Genomic DNA, 18,088 nt, shown 5'->3' on the forward strand with positions numbered 1-18,088 from the left:
TCCGGGGGGGGGGGTGTCCGCGTCAACGCGGTGGCGCCCGGGGTCGTCTGCACCCCGCGCGTGGCCGGCCTGCTCGGCGAGGAGGGCCGCGCCCGCAACGCGGCCAACGCCCCGCTCGGCCGGGTCGCCGAGACCTCAGACATCGCCTCCGCGCTGCTCTTCCTCGCCTCCCCGCTGTCCTCGTACGTCACGGGCCAGACGCTGGTGGTGGACGGCGGGGTGGGTGTGAAGTTCCCGTATCCGACGATCGGCGGTGCGAAGTGAACGACTGGCTGCGCGGGGTGAGTTGGCTGTCCGACGAGGGTGCTCCCGTACGCGCGGATCCCGCCGACCGTGACCGTCTGCCCCTGGACACCTGGGAACGGGCGACGGTGCCGGCCGGGGTGCGGTACGAGTTCGTGGCCCGGGGCTGCTCGGCGGTCGAGGTGACGTACTCCGGTGAGCCGCCGCTGCTCGCCGATTCGTATCGCGGCAGCGAGCCCGTGTTCACGCTCCTGAGCGGCGAGCAGGTGGTGGCCGAGGCGGCCGCGGAGGCCGGGCGGAACCAGGTCGTACGCCTGGAGGCTCCGCTGGACGGGGAGTTCACGCTCCATCTGCCGGAGGTGCTGCGTCCGGTGGTGCACTCGGTGCATCCGGTGAGCGGCACGCTGAACCCCGCGCCCACCCGGCCGCGCTGGCTGGTCCACGGCGACTCGATCAGCGAGGGCTGGACGACCTCGCGCCCCCATCTGGCCTGGCCGGCCCGCGTCGGACGGGCACTCGGCCTGGACACCGTCAACCTCGGCTATGCGGGAGCCGCTCGCGGCGAACTCGCCTCGGCGCAGCAGCTCGCCTCCCTGCCGGCCGCGGTGATCACCCTGGCCTTCGGCACCAACTGCTGGAGTCGTACGCCGAGTTCGGCCGAGCTGCTGTACGAGACGACGCGCGCGTTCCTGGGCATCGTGCGGGCCGCCCACCCGGACGTGCCGATCCTGATCGTCTCGCCGGTCGTACGCCCGGACGCCGAGCACTCCCCCAACGCCCTCGGCGCGACCCTCGGCGGCCTGCGGGCCGCCCAGGAGCGCGCGGTGGCGGACACGCCCGACAAGCACCTGCGGGTGCTGTCAGGCGCGCGGCTGATCGGTGCGGAACACCTCGTCGACGGCGTCCATCCCGGTGACGAGGGGCACCGGCTGATCGCTGACGGGGTCACGGAGGCTCTGAGGGACGGGGTCACGGAGGCTCTGAGGGGGTGGGCGCCCGGTACCGGCATGTGAATCCCATTGGACCGGCTCAGTACGGCAGTTGCATGATCCGTCCATGACTGAAGCACTGACCGTCACCTATCTCGGCGGCCCCACGGCCCTGCTCGAACTGGCCGGGGTCCGCCTCCTCACCGACCCCACGTTCGATCCGCCCGGCGAGTACCCGATCGGCGCGCGCAAGCTGGTCAAGACGGGCAGTCCCGGGCTCGACCCGGAGGAGGTGGGCCTGGTCGACGCGGTGCTGCTCTCGCATGACCAGCACCCCGACAACCTGGACCGCGAGGGCCGCACATGGCTCGCCCGTCAGCCCCTCGCGCTGTCGACGGCCGCCGCGCGCGAGCGTCTCGGCGATCCGGTGCGGGCGCTCGCCCCGTGGGAGACGACCGAGGTGGCCCGCCCGGACGGGGGGACCCTCACCGTCACGGCGGTGCCCGCGCAGCACGGCCCGGACGGTTCGGAGCCGCTCACCGGCCCGGTGCTCGGCTTCGTCCTGTCCGGCGAGGGACTCCCGACGGTGTACGTGAGCGGCGACAACTCCTCGCTCGACGTGGTCCGTTCGATCGCCGGCCGCTTCCCGTCCGTGGACGTGGCCGTGCTCTTCGCGGGCGCCGCGCAGACCCCCGTGGTGCCCGGCGCCCATCTGACGCTGTCGAGCCAGGACGCGGCCGCCGCGGCCGAGCTGCTGGGCGCGGGCACGGTCGTACCGGTGCACTTCGAGCAGTGGGCCCACTTCACCGAGGGCCGCGACACCCTGGCCCCGGCCTTCGACAAGCGCGGCCTGGGCGAGCGGCTGCGTCTGCTGCCGCCGGGCGGTCGTACCGTCATCCAGCCCTAGAAGTCCCTGTCAGACGTTGGCGGAAGCCCCCACCAGGGCCGGTAGAAGCCCTGCCAGGCCCGGCAGAAGCCTCTGCTAGGCCCGGAGTTCCTTGACCAGGAACGTGCAGGAGTCCGCGCACTCCACCCGCAGCCCGCCCCGGTCCACATAGGCCCAGCGGTCCACGTACCGCACGACGGGCCGGTACCCGAGCCGTTCGTACAGCGCGGCCGCCCGCGCATTGGTCTCGTCGACGCCGAGACCGATCGCGGGCAGGCCGCGTTCTCGGGCCAGGTCCTCGGCTGCGCGGACCAGGGCGCTGCCGATGCCCTGCGACCTCAAGTGCCCTGCCACCGCAAGCCCGTTGATCTCCGGGCAGCCTCCGGCCGCCGTCCGCACTTCGGGCGCCGCGCACCCGTTCCAGCGCACCTCGGCGTGTCCGGCCGGGATCCCGTCCCGCCAGGCGAGCAGATACGTCGACTCTCCCGCCTGCTGCCGCGCGAAGCGGGCGGAGTGATGGGAGTCGGCACTGGCGGACGGCAGGTGCTCATCGAGGAGTACGACGTCCTCGGCACGGCAGGCGATGATCTTCACCCGGCCGACAGTACCGGTGGCCTCCCGCCGATCTCCTCACCCAACACGCCCGCCACCGCGGTGAGTTGTCCGGCCAGTTCACGGACCCGTACGCCGTCGAGTTCCGGCAGGCCGGTCGCCGTGAGCGCGAGCGCCACCGCACCGTGCTGATCGAAGACGGGCGCCGACAGGGTCGTCAGGCGGTAACGCTCCCCCGGCTCCACCGTGAGCAGCTCGTAGTCGTCACCGAGCGACACCACCAACTCGGCTACGAGGGAGCGGAGTTCCTCACTTCTCGGCGCATCGGCCAGCTGGGCCAGGGCCTCGCCGAGGGCCCGCCGCGCGAGGGTGTCACGGTTCGCGGACCAGCCCCGCTCCCGTACCACCGCCATCGCCGTGTCGAGATGACCGGTCAGCGGAGCGCCCACGGACGTACGGTCGAGCCAGCGCCGAATCTCCCCCGAACCCGCGCCCGACCAGGCGAGGAACACCTGACCGACCGGAGGCAGCAGCGGCAGCCGCATCCCCGCCCACACGTCGGGCGCCCGCCCACGGCCCTCGACGGCCAGGATCACGATGCTGTCGCCCGCGACCGCGCTGACCACGTACTGGGCACCCGACGCGGCCGCCAGGGACCGCAGTTCGCCCCGGGCCCGGTCGACCACCCGGTGCCGGGTCAGGGCCGCATGCCCCACCGCCACCACCGACATCCCGAGGCCGTATGTCTTGCGCTGCGGATGCCGCGCGAGATAGCCGGCGTCGGTGAGCGCCTGGAGCACGGAGAGCAGCGAGGCGAGATTGATGTCGAGGGCGTCGCTCAACTCGCTGAGCGTGTACGACTGTTCGGGATGCGCCGCGAAGTAGTCGAGCACGGCGAGCGCGCGGCCTGCGGCGAGAGCTGGACGTACCACGGCCCTGATCGTACGGAGACGATCAGGGCCGTGAACAGAGGTGTTACGCCTCGGGCTCCACCGGACCGGAGCCCGCGGACTAGCTCCAGCTGGCGTGCAGCGGCTTGCCCTCCGCGTAACCGGCGGCGGACTGGATGCCGACGACGGCCTTCTCCTCGAACTCCGCGAGGGAGCCCGCACCGGCGTAGGTGCAGGAGGAGCGGACACCGGCGATGATCGAGTCGATCAGGTCCTCGACGCCCGGGCGCTGCGGGTCGAGGTACATGCGCGAGGTGGAGATGCCCTCCTCGAACAGCGCCTTGCGGGCGCGGTCGTAGGCGGACTCCTCGGACGTACGGTTCTTCACGGCACGCGCGGAGGCCATACCGAAGGACTCCTTGTACAGACGGCCGTGGGCGTCCTCGTGGAGGTCGCCCGGCGACTCGTACGTACCGGCGAACCAGGAGCCGATCATGACGTTGGACGCACCGGCGGCGAGCGCCATGGCGACGTCACGCGGGTGACGGACACCGCCGTCGGCCCAGACGTGCTTGCCGTACTTCTTGGCCTCGGCCGCGCACTCCAGGACCGCGGAGAACTGCGGGCGGCCCACGCCGGTCATCATGCGGGTGGTGCACATGGCGCCGGGACCGACACCGACCTTGATGATGTCGGCGCCGGCGTCGATGAGGTCCTTGACGCCTTCGGCGGCGACGATGTTGCCCGCGACGATCGGCACCTGCGGGTCGAGCGCGCGCACCTTCTTGATCGCCTCGATCATCGACTCCTGGTGGCCGTGCGCCGTGTCGATGACGAGCGTGTCCGCACCGGCGTCGAGCAGCTGCTTGGCCTTGCCCGCGACGTCGCCGTTGATGCCGACGGCCGCGGCGATCCGAAGGCCGCCCTTTGCGTCGACGGCCGGCGAGTACAGGGTCGCGCGCAGCGCGCCCTTGCGGGTCAGGATGCCGGCGAGCTTGCCGTCCTTGTCCACGGCGGGGGCGTAGCGGCGGTTGGCGTTGTCGAGCTTGTTGAAGGCCTCGCGCGGGTCGATGTCCGCGTCGAGAAGCAGCAGGTCCTTGGACATGACCTCGGACAGCTGCGTGAAGCGGTCCACGCCGGTGAGGTCCTCGTCGGTGACGACACCGAGCGGCCTGTTGTCCTCGTCGACGACGACGCCGGCGTTGTGCGCGCGCTTGGTGAGCAGCGCGAGGGCGTCGGCGACGGTCTGGGTCGGGGCCAGGGTGATCGGGGTGTCGAGCACGTGGTGACGCGTCTTGACCCACGAGATCACCTCGGTGACGACCTCGATCGGGATGTCCTGCGGGATGACCACGAGGCCGCCACGGCGGGCCACGGTCTCGGCCATACGGCGTCCCGCGATCGCGGTCATGTTGGCGACGACCAGCGGAATCGTGGTGCCCGTGCCGTCGGGGGACGAGAGGTCCACACCCTGCCGGGAGCCGACGGCGGAGCGGCTCGGCACCATGAACACATCGTCGTACGTCAGGTCGTACGGCGGCTTGATGTCATTGAGGAAACGCACGTGCAGAACATCCCAGTCGATCGGAGGGGACCTCGAGCAGGTGTGCCGAGGCAAAACGCACGTACTTCATTCTCCCATGACCTGGACGATCCGCTGCCCGGGCGGATCGTCCAGGGCTTGCGGAGGATCTTCGTGTGATCAGCCAGTGGCCCGCTCCGGCCACCGGCGCCTCCCCCTTACGCAGCCGCCAGCGCCTCCGTAGGAGGCAGCCGGGCCGCGCGGACCGCCGGATAGAAACCGGCCAGGCCGCCGATGACGAGCGTGGCCGTGACGCCGCCGGCCATGGACCAGAGCGGGACCACGGTGGGCCAGCCCTGGTAGGTGGCGTAGCCGGTGGTGACGGCGATGCCGATGAGGACTCCGCCCAGGCCGCCGAGGGCGGAAAGGAGCAGGGACTCGCACAGGAACTGGATACGGATCTGGCCGCGGGTGGCTCCCAGGGAGCGGCGGAGCCCGATCTCGGCGCGGCGTTCAAGGACGGAGATGACCATGGTGTTGGCCACACCCACACCGCCCACCAGGAGGGCCACACCGCCGAGCCCGAGGAGCAGTCCCGCGAGGGCGTCGTCGGTGGCCTCCTTGGCCGCCAGCGCGTCCGAGGGCCGGGAGACCTCGACGGCCGTGGGGTCCTGCGGGTTGGCGGTGGCGCCCAGTACCGACTGGACGTCGGTGACCGCCGCGGGGGCGGCGCGGGTGTAGATCGTGGTCGGATGGCCGTCGAAGCCGAGCTCCGCCTCGGCCACGGGCCAGCCGACGAGGGCGCCGGCGTCGAGTTCGGGGGCCAGTTCGTTGGGTGCGAGCAGACCGACGACGGTGAACCATCTCTCCCCCAGCCACACCTGGACGTCGTCGCCGGCGCGGGACACGCCAAGCTGTTCCGCGGCCTTGGGGCCGAGGACGACCGCGGGGTAGGCGGCGTTGGCCCGGTTGAGCCAGCGGCCCTGGACAACACCGGCGCCGACCGTGCCCGGCAGGTCGAGGCGCGCCGCGTAGACGCCGATGCCGCCCGTCTCCGCCGGGGGGACCCGGTCGTTTCGGTACACCTTCGCGTCGGTCCTGCCGATGGCCGTGACGGACTCGACGGACCCGATGCGGGCGGTCATCTCCACGGCCTCGTCCGGGAGATGGGCCTCCCCGCCCCCGAAGCTCTGGCCCGGCGAGACGGTGAGGAGGTTGGTGCCCAGGGCGTCGAGCTTGCGGGCCAGCTCTTCGGTGGAGGACGCGGAGATGCCCACGACGCCGATCATCGCGGCGATGCCGATCGCGATGCCGAGGGCGGACAGGAACACCCGCAGCGGTCGCGAGCGCAGCCCTGATCCACCGACCCGCAGGACATCGGCGGGGCTGAGGCGGGCGGGTGTGAGGCGTGGTGCGGTGACCGTCATGCGCGTACCGCCTCGAGGCTCGAGTCGTGCTCGATCCGGCCGTCCTTGATCCGCACTTCGCGCGGCAAGGCGGCGGCGATGTCCCGGTCGTGCGTGATGATCACGACGGTGGTGCCGGCGCGGTGCAGCTCGTGCAGCAACTCCATGACCGTGGCCCCGGAGGCCGAGTCGAGGGCCCCCGTGGGTTCGTCGGCGAGCAGCAGCGGAGGGTCGCCCACGACCGCTCGGGCGATGGCGACGCGCTGTTTCTCGCCGCCGGAGAGCTGGTGCGGTTCGTGGTGGAGGCGGGCGCCAAGGCCGACGCGGCGCAGCATCCGCTCGGCGAGGCGGCGTCGCAGGGCGCGCGGGCGGCCGGTGTAGAGCAGCCCGTCGGCGACGCTGTCGAGAGCGGGCACGCCGGGAGCGAGGTGGAACTGCTGGAAGACGAAGCCGATGTGGGTGGCGCGCAGCGCGGACAGTTCCCGGTCGCCGAGCTCTTCGACGGCGTGTCCGCCGATCCGGACGCGGCCGTGGGTGGGGCGGCTCAGCGTGCCCATGATGTTGAGCAGCGTGGACTTGCCGGAGCCGGACGGGCCGACGATGGCGAGGAGTTCGCCGCGCCGGACCCTGAGGTCGGCGTCGGCGAGGGCGGCGAGCGTGCCGTACGTCTTGGTGACCGATGCCAACTCCACGAGAGGCGCCTTCACTTGGGCACCCCCACGACGAGCCCGTCCTTGACGCCGGGCCCGGACACCTCGACCATGCCGCCGGCGAAGATGCCCAGCTCGACGGGGACGTACGCGATGCCCTTGGCGCCGATCGTCTCCAGCGCGTAGCCGCCTTCGCGCAGGGCGACCAGGGCGTTGATCGGGACGGCGAGTACGTCCTCACGGGTCTCGGCCCGGAAGGTGACGTCCACCGGGGCCGCCTGGTAACGGCCGAGCTTCTTCTGGTCCTTGACCGTCAACGTGACGGCGAGGGTGGCGTCCTCCACCGCCGCCGTACCGCCCGTCGGGGCCGGGGCCGCGGTGGCCGCGGCGGCCACTTCGTCGACGACGGCCGGGGCGCTGGTGCCGTCCGGCAGCGCGACGGTCGCCTGCGTGCCCTTCTCGACCAGGTCTTCGTGCCGGACTTCCAGCTCCACGGAGACGATGCGCGCGGAACCGGTCCACATCAGCAGCTGCCCGGCCGCCGCGCCGCCGCGGGTGGCCTTGACCTCGGCGACCCGGCGTTGCCCGGTGGCGACGACCGCGTCGCCGGGCCCCACCTCGCCGGTCTCCTCGCGGTCCAGGTCGTCCTGCCAGTCCCGTACCGCCTGCGCCGTGCCCTCGGTGAAGGTGTCGTCGACGGTGAAGCCGCCGTAGCCGAGGGCGGCGAGGTTCGCCTCCAGCATCGCCACGTCCTTGCCATCGGCACCGGCGGCGAGCGGACGGTAGAGCGGCGTGGAACCGTAAAGCAGCGGTGTCTTCTGCTCGTTGACGCTGTAGACGGTGCTGCCGCGCTTGAGCACGGCGCCTTGTTCGGGCAGCCAGGTGAGGATGCCGGAGGAGCCCGTGGCGGTGACGGGCTCGGCCGTCCCGTAGCCGAGGCTGCCGTCGACGGACTCGGTACGGGTGAGCGTCGTCCGGCGCACCTCGGTCGTGTTCGGCGGGCCCGTCGGGGACGTGGCGGCCGGCTCGCCCGAGTCGCCGCCGAAGGCGCCGGTCGCCGCCATCACGCCCGCCGCCGCGACGGTGATCGCGAGGAGAACGAGGCCGGATGTACGGAGCGGATGGCGCCGCCGAGGACTCGGGGAGGTCTCCTCGCCCGGGTCGGCGACCAGCTGATCGGACTCGTCGGGCGGTGTTGGGCGTCCCTGATCGGACGGTGCCTGGCGTCCCTGACCGGTCGTCACTGGGCGCCCCCGCGAATGGCGCCGAGGAGGTCGCGGCACGCGTCCATGGCCTTCTCGAAATCGGGGTCGTCCACGGTGAGGGAGCCCTGTTCGAAGCCTTCGGGGCCGGGGTCCGCCATCTCGACGCCGTTCTTCCGCATACAGGCGGCCAGTTTCTTCATCGCCTCCAGCTGCTCCGCGTCCGGCTTGCCGCCCACGTCCTGCAGGGACTGCGGGGCCTTGTCGCGGCAGGCGTCCATCGCCTTGGTCAGCGTCTCCCGGTCCGCTCCGCCGCCGACGACACCCTCCAGATCGAGCTTGCCGGTCGCCGGGTCGGGGTCCGCCATCTCGACGCCGTTGTCCCGCATGCAGGTGACGAACTCCTGCGCCTGCTCGGCCTCGTCGGCCTTGCCCGCGGCGGACGGGGACTTGGCGTCGTTCACCGACGCGACCTGTGATCCCTCGTCCGAACCGCCGCAGCCGCTCAACAGCAGGGCCGCGACCAGCAGTGCGGCGGCTCGAGCCGCCAGGGTCGTCCTTTTCATGGGTTTCATGGGTTTCATGGGTGCTCCTCGTGGGTGGGGCCGACGGGAGCGATGCTGGCGGAGCAGGTTCAGAGCAGGCCCCGGCCCGCCTCAAAGGGAGCTGGGAGTCGAGGAGCTGGGAGTCGAGGAGCTGGGAGTCGGGGAGCTCGGAGTCGGGGAGCGCCCCTTCACCCGGGCAGAGTTCGAGGGAGGACGACGCGGAAGACCGCCCCTTCCCCCTCGCCCGCCCGCAGTTCGAGCCGGCCGCCGTGTGCCCGGGTCACGGCCGCCGCGATGGAGAGTCCGAGACCGGCGCCCGCTCCGTTGCGTGCGGTGCCGGCGCGGTAGAGGCGTTCGAAGACGTACGGGGCGTGCTCGGGCGGGACGCCGTCACCCGTGTCCGCGACCTCCACCACCGCGGCCGGAGCTCCCTGCGGCGGCCCTTCGCCGACGGCGGACGCGACCGGACCGTACGCGGCGCCCGTCGCACCGAGCCGTACGGTGATCACAGCGTCGGGCGGGGTGTGGAGGTCGGCGTTGGCGAGCAGATTGCCCAGCACCTGCCGCAGCCGAAGTGGGTCGCCCGACACCTCGAGCGGACCGATCAGGGTGTCCCTGGAGTCGTCCAGCGGACGGAGGTGCACCACCCGGCCCGGAGCTGCGGCGTGCAGGGCACCGACCGCTTCGGTGGCGAGTTCCCGCAGGTCCACCAGGCGGTGTTCCGGGGCGCGTTGCTCGTCCAGGCGCGCCAGGAGCAGCAGCTCGTCGACGAGGACGGCCATCCGCGCGGACTCGGCCTCGATGCGGTGCAGTGCGTCGGCGGGATCACCGCCGCGGCGGGCCAGCTCGGCGAAGCCGCGGATCGAGGTGAGTGGGGTGCGCAGCTCGTGCGAGGCATCGGCGAGGAAGCGGCGGAGCCGGTGTTCCGAGTCCGTACGGGCGGTGATCTCGGACTCGACGCGGGCCAGCATCGTGTTCACGGCCCGGCCGAGCCGGCCGGGTTCGGTGTGCGGATCGGTATCGGCCACGCGCCTGGTGTAGTCGCCGGCCGCGATGGCCTGTGCGGTGGCCTCCATCCGGGTCAGCGGCCTGAGCCCCAGCCGTACAAGGAGTGCGGCGAGCAGCCCGAGGAGTGCCAGGACCGCGGCGAGTACCGCAGCGTCGATGAGCAGCAACTGGTCGGCGATGGCCTCGACTTCGGCCAGCGACACCGCCGTGACGATCATGGTGGTGTCACCCCCGGCCGTGGTGGCGTCACCCCCGGCCGTGGTGGAGTCACCCCCGGCCGTGGTGGTGTCACCCTCGTCCACGCCGGTGTCACCCCCGTCCGGCAGCGTGCGTACGTTCACCCGCCAGTCCGAGCCGGATTCTCCGCGCACGGTGAACGGGCCGTCCGTGCGCCCGGCGAGCTCGTCCGCGGACGGCAGTACGGGCCCGGGGGCCTCGGACTCGGCCGGGTAGGCGACGCGAGCGCCGTCGGCCGCGTAGAAGTAGATCCGCGATTGCGCGCCGAAACGCTCGCTGAGCAGGTCGGCGAGGCCGTCCCGCTCCTTCAGCGCGGACAGCAGCCGCTGCAGGGCCTGTTCGTCGAGCGTCCCCTTGCCCGCCGTCGAACCGGCCGTCGCCGACGGCACGGTGAGCTGTCGGTCGACCCGTTTCAGCAGATAGTTGTCGAGGAGCAGCAGTCCTGCGGTGTTCGCGACCAGCAGCCCGACCGCGGTCAGCGCGACGGCGGTCAGCGCCAGGCGGGAGCGGAGCGTCCAGTGCCGCCGGCGCCGGGGCCGCCTCATCGGTCCGTGTCCCTCGGCGCCCGCAGCGTGTACCCCACGCCGCGCAGCGTGTGGATGAGCTGCGGCCCGCCGGCCGCGTCCAGCTTCTTGCGCAGGTAGTAGACGTAGCTCTCCACGATGCGGCTGTCACCGCCGAAGTCGTACGACCAGACCCGGTCGAGGATCTGCGCCTTGGAGACGACCCGGCCCTGGTTCTCCAGGAGGTAGCGCAGCAGGCCGAATTCGGTGGGCGACAGCTCCACCGCCTGCCCGCCGCGCCGCACTTCGTGCGCGTCCTCGAAGAGTTCCAGGTCCGCGCAGCGAAGCGGTGCGTCGTCCGCGACCGGACCGTCCTGCGTACGGCGCAGGATGGCCCGGATCCGCAGCACGACCTCCTCCAGGCTGAAGGGCTTGGTGACGTAGTCGTCGCCGCCCGCGGTCAGTCCCTCGATGCGGTCCTCGACGGTGTCCTTGGCCGTGAGGAAGAGCACCGGCACGTCCTGCCCGGTGGTACGCAGCCGGCGCGCCACCTCGAAGCCGTCGAGGTCCGGGAGCATCACGTCGAGGACGACCAGCGCGGGCCCGGCGGTGCGGGCCGCCGCGAGCGCCTCCTGTCCGGTGGCGGCGGCCACGGTGTCGTAGCCGACCAGGCGCAGCGTCTGGGTCAGGAGGTCACGGATGTTCGGCTCGTCGTCGACGACGAGCACCGTCGCAAAGACGGCCGAGGAGGCGGGTTCGGTGCGCGGGGAAGGGGACACGGCCCATGCCTAGCGCACGAATCTGAGAGGAACCTGGGAGCCGTCGGGCTGCCGGCGGACCCGCCTCGGCCTCCGACCCGGAAGCCGCCCTACTCGGCCCGGGAGATGACCAGCTCGCCGAACGCGGCCGCCTGCTCCAGGAACTCGCCCCGCGTACCCGCGGGCAGCGCGACCGTGACCCCGGTGACGCCTGCGTCGGCCTGCTCGGCCAGATCCTCGACGATCGCGTCGGCGTCGAGCGCCCCGCCGGAGAACATGCTCAGCCCTCGCGGCATGAACGTGACGTCGACCGGGTCGGCGCGGCCCACCGACGCGGCGTACTCCCGCAGGTAGTCCAGCCGGTCCCGCAGGTCGGCGAGGTTCTCGATGCCGGGCGTGCGCAGGGTCTTGGAGGCCTTGGCCGGGGCCGGCATCGGGAGCCAGCCGTCGCCGAGATCCACGACGCGGCGGATCGCCCGTCTGCTGTTGCCGCCGATCCACACCGGTATCCGTTCCTGCACCGGCCTGGGCAGCATGGTGTTGCCTGCGGCCGCGTATCCGGAGCCTTCGAAGCGCACCGGCTCCCCGCTCCACGCGGCCCGCATGGCGCGCAGCGCTTCGTCGAGCCGGTCGTTGCGCTCGGCGAAGTCCGCGCCCAGAGCCTCGAACTCCGGCTCCAGATAGCCCGCGCCCACCCCGAGGATGACCCGGCCGCCGGAGAGTGCGTCAAGGGTCGAGATCATCTTCGCCGAGACGAAGGGATTGCGGTACGCGGGCACGAACAGGTTGGTGTGCAGGCGCAGTCGACGGGTCGCGGCGGCCGCGAAGGACAGCGTCACCATCGGGTCGAGGGTGTGGTGCCCTCCGCGCGCGAGCCAGGCGTCGCCGGGGAAGGGGTGGTCGGTCACGAAGACCGCGTCGAAACCCGCGGCCTCGGCGGCGCGCGCCATCTCCATGACCGCATCGGCGCCGATCAGATCGGCGCCTGCGTCCACCCTGTGCGTCGGAAGCCCCAGCGAGAAGAACATGCGCCAGACCGTAACTGACGGGGCGTCAGTTGTCAGTACCGTGCACCTCGGTGGACCTCGGCCGCACGATCGGCGGAGCTCAGCCCGCCCTGTTCAGCTGTGCTCCGAGGTGGTGCTGGAGCGGCTGCCCGACGGCCGCCAGGTCATGGACGAAGTCCAGGGTCGCGCCCTCGGCGAGGGTGTAGCGGCGACGCGTCGCGGTCACATCCTTGGCCGTTGGGGTCAGCGCCACGGTGTGCGAAGCCAGTTCGGCGAGCCCTTCGCCGACACTGCCGACCATAATCTCCGTGATCCCGGTGGGCTGCGTGATCAGCGCCTCGACCCGCCCGTCCGGCTGCACCCGCCACCAGCCGCTCTCCCGCGCGGCGGGCCGCAGCGGCCCGTCCTGCCCGTCGATCAGCCAGGCCCGCGCCTCGTACCGCAGAAAGGGCCGGCCGTCGTGCGAGAAGGTCACTTCCTGCGCATACGTGAAGTCCTCGGCCAGCGTCGGGTAGGTGCCGCGCCCCCTCCCCCGCCAGGTCCCGAGCAGCCACAGCGCGGGCTTGAGCAGTTCATGGGTCTTGGGCGCCTGGTCGGGGCTCGTCGCTTCGGCGTACGGGTAGGACGGGACATGGTCGGGCACGTGATCGCTCCTCGGAGTGCGGTCGTCCCGGGAAGCGTAGGGCTTCGCGGACCCGCACCGGCTTCACTCCAACGTGAGGAGGGCCGTGAGGGGTACGGCCTCGGCGAGGATCTCCCGCGCCGTCTCCCACTCCTCGGGCCGCGCCGCGGCGTACGCGCGCCAGCCCGAGACCACCACGACCGTGCCCGGGGCCAGGTCGCTCAGGGAGTCGGCCAGGGCGTCCCAGTTGCGGCCGAACCAGGAGGGGAAGGCGAGGACCCGGGCGCAGGCCGCCAGGAACGCGGACTTGTCCGTGACACCGGACAGGTCGAGGACGTGGAGCGGGACGGCGGAGCCGCGCGCCGACTCGACGAGCGCCGCCAAGGGCTCGGGCCGGCCCGCCCACTGCCCGGGCGGACAGCCCGCGGGACCGCCGGCCTCCCCGCGCCGAACGACGGAGCCTTCGCCCACAAGGTCGGAGAGCCCGCTCTGCGCGCCGGAGCCCTCGCCCCGACCGCCGGAGCCCTCGCCCACACCGTCGGAGAGCCCGCTCTGCGCGCCGGATTCCTCGCCTTGGCCGACGGGCCCGCCGTCCGGACCGTCGAACCCGTCGCCGGTTGCGCTGGAGCCGCGTGTCATCGCAGGACCGCCTTGAACGTGTCGTAGTGATCGTCCGTGTAGAAGAACTCCCCGCCCCGGCCGGTCACGATACGGCGCGCGCCGCGATCGCGTTCGCGGGGAGTACGGACCGTGTACTCGCGGTAGTAGCCGCGCTTCTGACGCGGCAGGATCCGCTCGTAGTTGCCGAAGTACGCGCCGTCCTTGTCGTACGGGAAGGGCCCGCCGGCGTCGATCAGGCGAAGCGTCTGCCGCGCCTCGGCGGGCAGGGACGCCTCGGGAACGGTGACGAAGCCCTTGGCCCAGGCGGGAGCCCCGTCCTGCTGCGAGCGCGTCGCGGACGGCCGGGGGGCCGTGTCCGGCCCGGAACCCGTGTCCGACGAGCACCCCACCAGGAGCAGCGCGCACAACGCACCGACGAGCAGACGGAGGGCTGCGGGGCGGCGCCTGGGGTACATGCGGCCGATGCTGCCACGCTCGGCGAGGGTGCGCCGTTCGGCGCTCGCCTCACGACGGAACGCCCCCGCACCCTCGCCGACACGGCGCCGTACCACCGCCGAAACGCCCTCGTACCGACGCAGGAACGCTCCCGTTTCGACGTCGACACTGCCCCGTACCAACGCTGGAACGCCCCGTACCGACGTCGAAACATCCCTGTACCAACGCCGACACCGCCCCCAACTGCCGCAGGAACGCCCCCGTACCGGCCCCAACACGCCCCCGTACCGACCCCGACACGGCCCCGCATCGACGACCGCCCGGCATCCACCGAACACCTGCGCCCCACGCCCCGCTGGTCCACGATGAAGACATGCTGTTCGCCGACGTGGCCAGGACCTCGCGGGAGATCGCCGCCACCGCCGCACGCAAGGAGAAGACCGCACTGCTCGCCGAGCTGTTCGGGCGGATGGCGCCCGAGGAGGCTCCGCTGGTCGTCTCGTATCTCGCGGGGCGACTGCCTCAGCGGAAGATCAACGTGGGCTGGACGGCGTTCCGCGAGAAGCAGCAGCCGGCCGCCACCGCGACCCTCACCGTGCAGGGCGTGCACGCCACGTTCGGCCGCATCGCGGCCGTCGCGGGCAAGGGCGCCCAGGCCGAGCGCAAACGGCTGCTGCACGAGCTGCTCACCGCCGCCACGGAGGGCGAGCAGCGGTTCCTGTTCGGCCTGATCGGCGGCGAGCTGCGTCAGGGCGCCCTCGACGCCCTGGCCGTGGACGGTCTCGCCGCCGCCTACGGCGCGAAGCCCGCTGTCGTACGCCGGGCCGTGATGCTCGCGGGCCGCCTCGACACGGTCGCCCAGGCCCTGATCGCGGACGGTGTGGCCGCACTCGACGCCTTCCGGCTCGACGTGGGCCGCCCGGTCCTGCCGATGCTGGCCAAGACCGCCAAGGACGTGGACGAGGCGATCGACATGGTCGGCGCCTGCGCGGTCGAGGAGAAGCTGGACGGCATCCGGGTCCAGGTCCATCGCGACGGCGACAGCGTACGGGTGTTCACCCGCACCCTCGACGAGATCACCGACCGGCTGCCCGAAGTCGTCGCGGCGGCGCAGGAGTTGACGGCCACGCGGGCCGTTCTGGACGGCGAGGTCATCGCGCTCGACCCCGAGGGCCGCCCGATGCCCTTCCAGGACATCGCGGGCCGCGTGGGCTCCAAGCTCGACATCCCGGGCGCCCAGGCCGAGTTGCTCCTCTTCCCCGTGTTCTTCGACCTCCTGGGCGTCGACGGCCGCGATCTGCTCGATATGCCCGCCCGCGAACGCCACGCCGAGCTGGTCCGCATCTCACCCGAACCGCGGCGGGTCCGCCGGTACGAAGTGCCCGACCCCGACGACGTACAACTGCGCGAAGGAGCACGGGCGTTCGCGGACGAGACCCTGGTGCGCGGGCATGAGGGCGTGGTCGTCAAGGGGCTCGACGCCCCGTACAGCGCCGGGCGGCGCGGGGCGTCCTGGGTGAAGGTCAAGCCGGTGCACACCCTGGACCTCGTGGTGCTCGCAGCGGAGTGGGGCCATGGACGGCGCACCGGAAAGCTGTCGAATCTGCATCTGGGGGCGCGGCGTGCGGACGGTTCGTTCGCGATGCTGGGCAAGACCTTCAAAGGCCTGACCGACGCGGTCCTCGCCTGGCAGACGGAACGGCTGCAGGAGTTGGCGGTCGAGGACGACGGCTGGGCGGTGAAAGTGCGGCCCGAGCTGGTGGTCGAGGTGGCCTTCGACGGCGTACAGCGTTCGACCCGCTACCCGGAAGGCGTGACCCTGCGTTTCGCCCGGGTGGTGCGGTACCGGGAGGACAAGACGGCCGCGGAGGCGGACACCGTGGATGCGGTGCTTGCGCTGCGGCGCTGACGGGGGAGGCGGCGACATGGGCGGATGGACACCGGACGACGCCTGGCGTCACGCGAACGCGCTCAACGACGAGTTCGATGGACCGGACGAGTTCGGAGCGCACGGCGGGTCCGAGAAGTACGGCGGTCCGACCGGCGCCGGGTACGGCCGGCACGGCGCCCACTCGGAGCCCTTCGACGCCGAACTCACCGAGGTGCACCGCCCGGACCTCGAACAGGCGGGCGTCCACGCCGTGGCCCTGACCTGGGTGGACGTCGCGGGCATCACCCGGGTGAAGACCGTGCCGCTGTCCCGCTTCCACCGGGCCGCAGAGCGCGGGGTCGGCATGTCGCCGGTCTTCGACGTCTACCTCGTCGACGACTCGGCCACCACAAGCCGGCATATCGGCGGCCCCGACGGCGACCTGCGGCTGCGCCCCGATCCGGACCGGCTCACCGTCCTTGCGGGGCAGCCCGGTTGGGCCTGGGCACCGGTCGACCGCTACCACCAGGACGGCCGCCCGTACGAGGCGTGCCAGCGGCTGTTCGCGCGGCGGATGGTGCGCCGGGCCGCCGAGCAGGGCATCGAGCTGTGCATGGGATACGAGACGGAGTGGGTGGTCTCGCGCGAGGGCGCCCCCGCCTGCGCCGGACCGGCCTACGGCATGGCACGCGTCGTGGAGCTGTCCGCGTACCTCGACGACCTCCACACCGCCCTGCGCGCCCAAGGCCTAGATGTCCTGCAGCTGCATCCCGAGTACTCCCAGGGCCAGTTCGAGGTCTCGCTCGCGCCCACGGATCCGGTGGGCGCGGCGGACGAGGCCGTGCTCGTACGCGAGACGATCCGCGCCGTGTCCCTGCGGCACGGACTCACCGCGTCCTTCGGCCCGGCCATCGACGCGGACTCGGTCGGCAACGGCCGCCATCTGCATCTGAGCCTGTGGCGGGACGGACGGAACCTGTGCGGTGACGGCGGCGGCCCGTTCGGGATGACGTCCCAGTGCGAGGCCTTCCTCTCCGGCGTCCTGTACGCGCTGCCCGGACTGCTCGCCCTGGGCGCCCCCTCCCCCGCGAGCTATCTGCGTCTGCAGCCCTCCCGGTGGGCGGGCGCATACCGCTGCTGGGGGCTGGAGAACCGCGAGGCCGCACTGCGGTTCATCGCCGGACAGCCGGGCGCCACGGGCGAGCCCGGCGACCCGATCGACCCGAGCGCCACGAGCGCCACAAGCGCTACGAGCGCTACGAGCGCCACGAGCGAGCGTGGAGAGGCGAGCGCCACAGGCGAGCCCGGCGTCCCCGGGACCGCCAACGCCGAGATCAAGTGCTTCGACCCGGCGGCCAACCCCTATCTCGTCGTGGGCGCGGTGATCGCCGCGGGCCTCGCCGGTCTCGACGCCCAACTCGCCCTGCCCGCCCCGGTCTCCGGCGACCCGGTACGCCAGGACAAGGACCGGCTGCCGACCTCCCTCACCGAGGCCGTCGCCGCCTTCTCGTCCTCCACCGTGCTGCGCGAGGCCTTGGGGGACGCACTGTCCGACGCGGTGATCGCCGTACGGACGGCAGAGGTGAAGCTCTTCGACGGAGTACCGGCACAGGAGCTCGCCGAGGCGACGAGGAACCGCTACTGATGCCGCTGCTCGTCGACCACCACTGCCACGGAATCGTCCGCAAGGACCTCACCCGGGACGGCTTCGAGGCCTTTCTGACCGAATCCCCCGACCCGGCCCCGCCCGGCACCAGCTTCTTCGACACCCAACTCGGCTTCGCCGTACGCCGGTTCTGCCCACCGCTGCTCGGACTCGACCCGCACTGCGACCCGGATGTCTACCTCCGGGAACGGACGAAGCTCGGCGCCGAGGAAGTCGCGCGCCGGCTCCTGACGGCCGCGGGCATCGCGGAGTTCTACGTCGACACGGGCCTGCCCGGCGACCTCACGACTCCGCAGGAGCTGGCCGGGCTGAGCGGCGCGACGGCTCGCGAGATCGTGCGCCTCGAACACCTCGCGGAACGTACCGCCGCGGCCGCCAAGGACCCCGCGGAGTTCCTGGCCGTACTGGACCGGCGGATCGCACAAGCGGCGCGCACGGCGGCCGGATTCAAATCCGTCGTCGCCTACCGGCACGGCCTCGACATGCCGCCGGAGCCACCCGGGCGCCGCGCCGTCGAGGACGCGCTCGCCCGCTGG

At 72.3% G+C, this 18,088-nt stretch carries 18 protein-coding genes and 1 pseudogene; 6 read left to right on the forward strand and 13 right to left on the reverse strand.

What is annotated here, in order from left to right:
- The 3 genes from ABT367_RS34575 to ABT367_RS34585 form a co-directional block, all read left to right on the forward strand.
- Nucleotides 1-264, forward strand: a 264-nt coding sequence (locus ABT367_RS34575; RefSeq protein ID WP_352257244.1) for an SDR family oxidoreductase, incomplete at its 5' end; no start/stop codon positions are given.
- Nucleotides 261-1,256, forward strand: a complete 996-nt coding sequence (locus ABT367_RS34580) for a GDSL-type esterase/lipase family protein (protein WP_352257245.1) — start codon at nt 261-263, stop codon at nt 1,254-1,256. The genes ABT367_RS34575 and ABT367_RS34580, both read left to right, overlap by 4 nt.
- A gap of 43 nt (nt 1,257-1,299) precedes the next feature.
- Nucleotides 1,300-2,079 (forward strand): MBL fold metallo-hydrolase, encoded by a 780-nt coding sequence (locus ABT367_RS34585; protein ID WP_352257246.1) that lies wholly within the window; start codon nt 1,300-1,302, stop codon nt 2,077-2,079.
- A 75-nt stretch (nt 2,080-2,154) separates the two neighbouring features.
- On the opposite strand, the gene ABT367_RS34590 is transcribed toward ABT367_RS34585, so the two are convergent.
- The 13 genes from ABT367_RS34590 to ABT367_RS34650 form a co-directional block, all read right to left on the reverse strand.
- Nucleotides 2,155-2,652, reverse strand: a complete 498-nt coding sequence (locus ABT367_RS34590) for a GNAT family N-acetyltransferase (RefSeq protein WP_352257247.1) — start codon at nt 2,650-2,652, stop codon at nt 2,155-2,157.
- The gene (locus tag ABT367_RS34595) at nt 2,649-3,542 is read right to left on the reverse strand and encodes an IclR family transcriptional regulator (RefSeq protein WP_352257248.1); all 894 of its coding nucleotides are present in this window, start codon (nt 3,540-3,542) and stop codon (nt 2,649-2,651) included. The genes ABT367_RS34590 and ABT367_RS34595 overlap by 4 nt, the downstream gene beginning before the upstream one ends.
- A 79-nt stretch (nt 3,543-3,621) precedes the next feature.
- On the reverse strand, nt 3,622-5,064 hold the full coding sequence (locus ABT367_RS34600; protein ID WP_352257249.1) for a GuaB1 family IMP dehydrogenase-related protein: 1,443 nt from the start codon (nt 5,062-5,064) through the stop codon (nt 3,622-3,624).
- A gap of 176 nt (nt 5,065-5,240) precedes the next feature.
- Nucleotides 5,241-6,449, reverse strand: a complete 1,209-nt coding sequence (locus ABT367_RS34605) for an ABC transporter permease (protein WP_352257250.1) — start codon at nt 6,447-6,449, stop codon at nt 5,241-5,243.
- The gene (locus ABT367_RS34610) at nt 6,446-7,135 is read right to left on the reverse strand and encodes an ABC transporter ATP-binding protein (protein WP_352257251.1); all 690 of its coding nucleotides are present in this window, start codon (nt 7,133-7,135) and stop codon (nt 6,446-6,448) included. The genes ABT367_RS34605 and ABT367_RS34610 overlap by 4 nt, the downstream gene beginning before the upstream one ends.
- Nucleotides 7,132-8,322 (reverse strand): peptidoglycan-binding domain-containing protein, encoded by a 1,191-nt coding sequence (locus tag ABT367_RS34615; RefSeq protein WP_352257252.1) that lies wholly within the window; start codon nt 8,320-8,322, stop codon nt 7,132-7,134. Before ABT367_RS34615 ends, ABT367_RS34610 begins: the two co-directional genes overlap by 4 nt.
- The gene (locus ABT367_RS34620; RefSeq protein ID WP_352257253.1) at nt 8,319-8,855 is read right to left on the reverse strand and encodes a hypothetical protein; all 537 of its coding nucleotides are present in this window, start codon (nt 8,853-8,855) and stop codon (nt 8,319-8,321) included. The genes ABT367_RS34615 and ABT367_RS34620 overlap by 4 nt, the downstream gene beginning before the upstream one ends.
- A gap of 158 nt (nt 8,856-9,013) precedes the next feature.
- Nucleotides 9,014-10,615: a sensor histidine kinase gene (locus ABT367_RS34625; protein WP_352257254.1), complete on the reverse strand. Its 1,602-nt coding sequence runs from the start codon at nt 10,613-10,615 to the stop codon at nt 9,014-9,016.
- Entirely contained in the window at nt 10,612-11,352 is a 741-nt protein-coding gene (locus ABT367_RS34630) for a response regulator transcription factor (RefSeq protein ID WP_352257255.1), read from the reverse strand. Before ABT367_RS34630 ends, ABT367_RS34625 begins: the two co-directional genes overlap by 4 nt.
- A gap of 89 nt (nt 11,353-11,441) precedes the next feature.
- Nucleotides 11,442-12,359 (reverse strand): LLM class F420-dependent oxidoreductase, encoded by a 918-nt coding sequence (locus ABT367_RS34635; protein WP_352257256.1) that lies wholly within the window; start codon nt 12,357-12,359, stop codon nt 11,442-11,444.
- A 79-nt stretch (nt 12,360-12,438) separates the two neighbouring features.
- Nucleotides 12,439-12,981: an FABP family protein gene (locus tag ABT367_RS34640; protein ID WP_352257257.1), complete on the reverse strand. Its 543-nt coding sequence runs from the start codon at nt 12,979-12,981 to the stop codon at nt 12,439-12,441.
- 63 nt (nt 12,982-13,044) lie between these two features.
- Complete coding sequence (locus ABT367_RS34645) at nt 13,045-13,599, reverse strand: barstar family protein (RefSeq protein ID WP_352257258.1); 555 nt, start codon at nt 13,597-13,599, stop codon at nt 13,045-13,047.
- Nucleotides 13,596-14,036 carry a ribonuclease domain-containing protein gene (locus ABT367_RS34650; RefSeq protein ID WP_352257261.1) on the reverse strand — a complete coding sequence of 147 codons (441 nt, stop codon included), beginning with the start codon at nt 14,034-14,036 and terminating at the stop codon, nt 13,596-13,598. The genes ABT367_RS34645 and ABT367_RS34650 overlap by 4 nt, the downstream gene beginning before the upstream one ends.
- Nucleotides 14,037-14,389: 353 nt before the next feature.
- Between ABT367_RS34650 and ABT367_RS34655 the strand changes: the two genes are divergently transcribed.
- The 3 genes and pseudogenes from ABT367_RS34655 to ABT367_RS34665 all read left to right on the forward strand — a co-directional run.
- Entirely contained in the window at nt 14,390-15,925 is a 1,536-nt protein-coding gene (locus ABT367_RS34655) for an ATP-dependent DNA ligase (RefSeq protein WP_352257259.1), read from the forward strand.
- A gap of 16 nt (nt 15,926-15,941) precedes the next feature.
- A complete protein-coding gene (locus ABT367_RS34660) occupies nt 15,942-17,531 on the forward strand; it encodes a glutamine synthetase family protein (protein WP_352257260.1) in 1,590 nt (529 codons plus the stop codon).
- Nucleotides 17,531-18,088: pseudogene (locus tag ABT367_RS34665) on the forward strand (amidohydrolase); the annotation flags it as partial. The gene ABT367_RS34660 and the pseudogene ABT367_RS34665, both read left to right, overlap by 1 nt.

It is taken from the genome of Streptomyces mesophilus, assembly GCF_040300965.1.
In the GTDB taxonomy this organism is placed as follows: Bacteria; Actinomycetota; Actinomycetes; order Streptomycetales; family Streptomycetaceae; genus Streptomyces; species Streptomyces mesophilus_A.

What these genes read in the sequence shown, in the direction of transcription:
- ABT367_RS34585 (WP_352257246.1), top strand. Translation starts at nt 1,300, where the DNA reads ATGACTGAAGCACTGACCGTCACCTATCTCGGCGGCCCCACGGCCCTG.
- ABT367_RS34605 (WP_352257250.1), bottom strand. Translation starts at nt 6,449, where the DNA reads ATGACGGTCACCGCACCACGCCTCACACCCGCCCGCCTCAGCCCCGCC.
- ABT367_RS34620 (WP_352257253.1), bottom strand. Translation starts at nt 8,855, where the DNA reads ATGAAACCCATGAAAAGGACGACCCTGGCGGCTCGAGCCGCCGCACTG.
- ABT367_RS34625 (WP_352257254.1), bottom strand. Translation starts at nt 10,615, where the DNA reads ATGAGGCGGCCCCGGCGCCGGCGGCACTGGACGCTCCGCTCCCGCCTG.
- ABT367_RS34635 (WP_352257256.1), bottom strand. Translation starts at nt 12,359, where the DNA reads ATGTTCTTCTCGCTGGGGCTTCCGACGCACAGGGTGGACGCAGGCGCC.
- ABT367_RS34645 (WP_352257258.1), bottom strand. Translation starts at nt 13,599, where the DNA reads ATGACACGCGGCTCCAGCGCAACCGGCGACGGGTTCGACGGTCCGGAC.
- ABT367_RS34650 (WP_352257261.1), bottom strand. Translation starts at nt 14,036, where the DNA reads ATGTACCCCAGGCGCCGCCCCGCAGCCCTCCGTCTGCTCGTCGGTGCG.
- ABT367_RS34655 (WP_352257259.1), top strand. Translation starts at nt 14,390, where the DNA reads ATGCTGTTCGCCGACGTGGCCAGGACCTCGCGGGAGATCGCCGCCACC.
- ABT367_RS34660 (WP_352257260.1), top strand. Translation starts at nt 15,942, where the DNA reads ATGGGCGGATGGACACCGGACGACGCCTGGCGTCACGCGAACGCGCTC.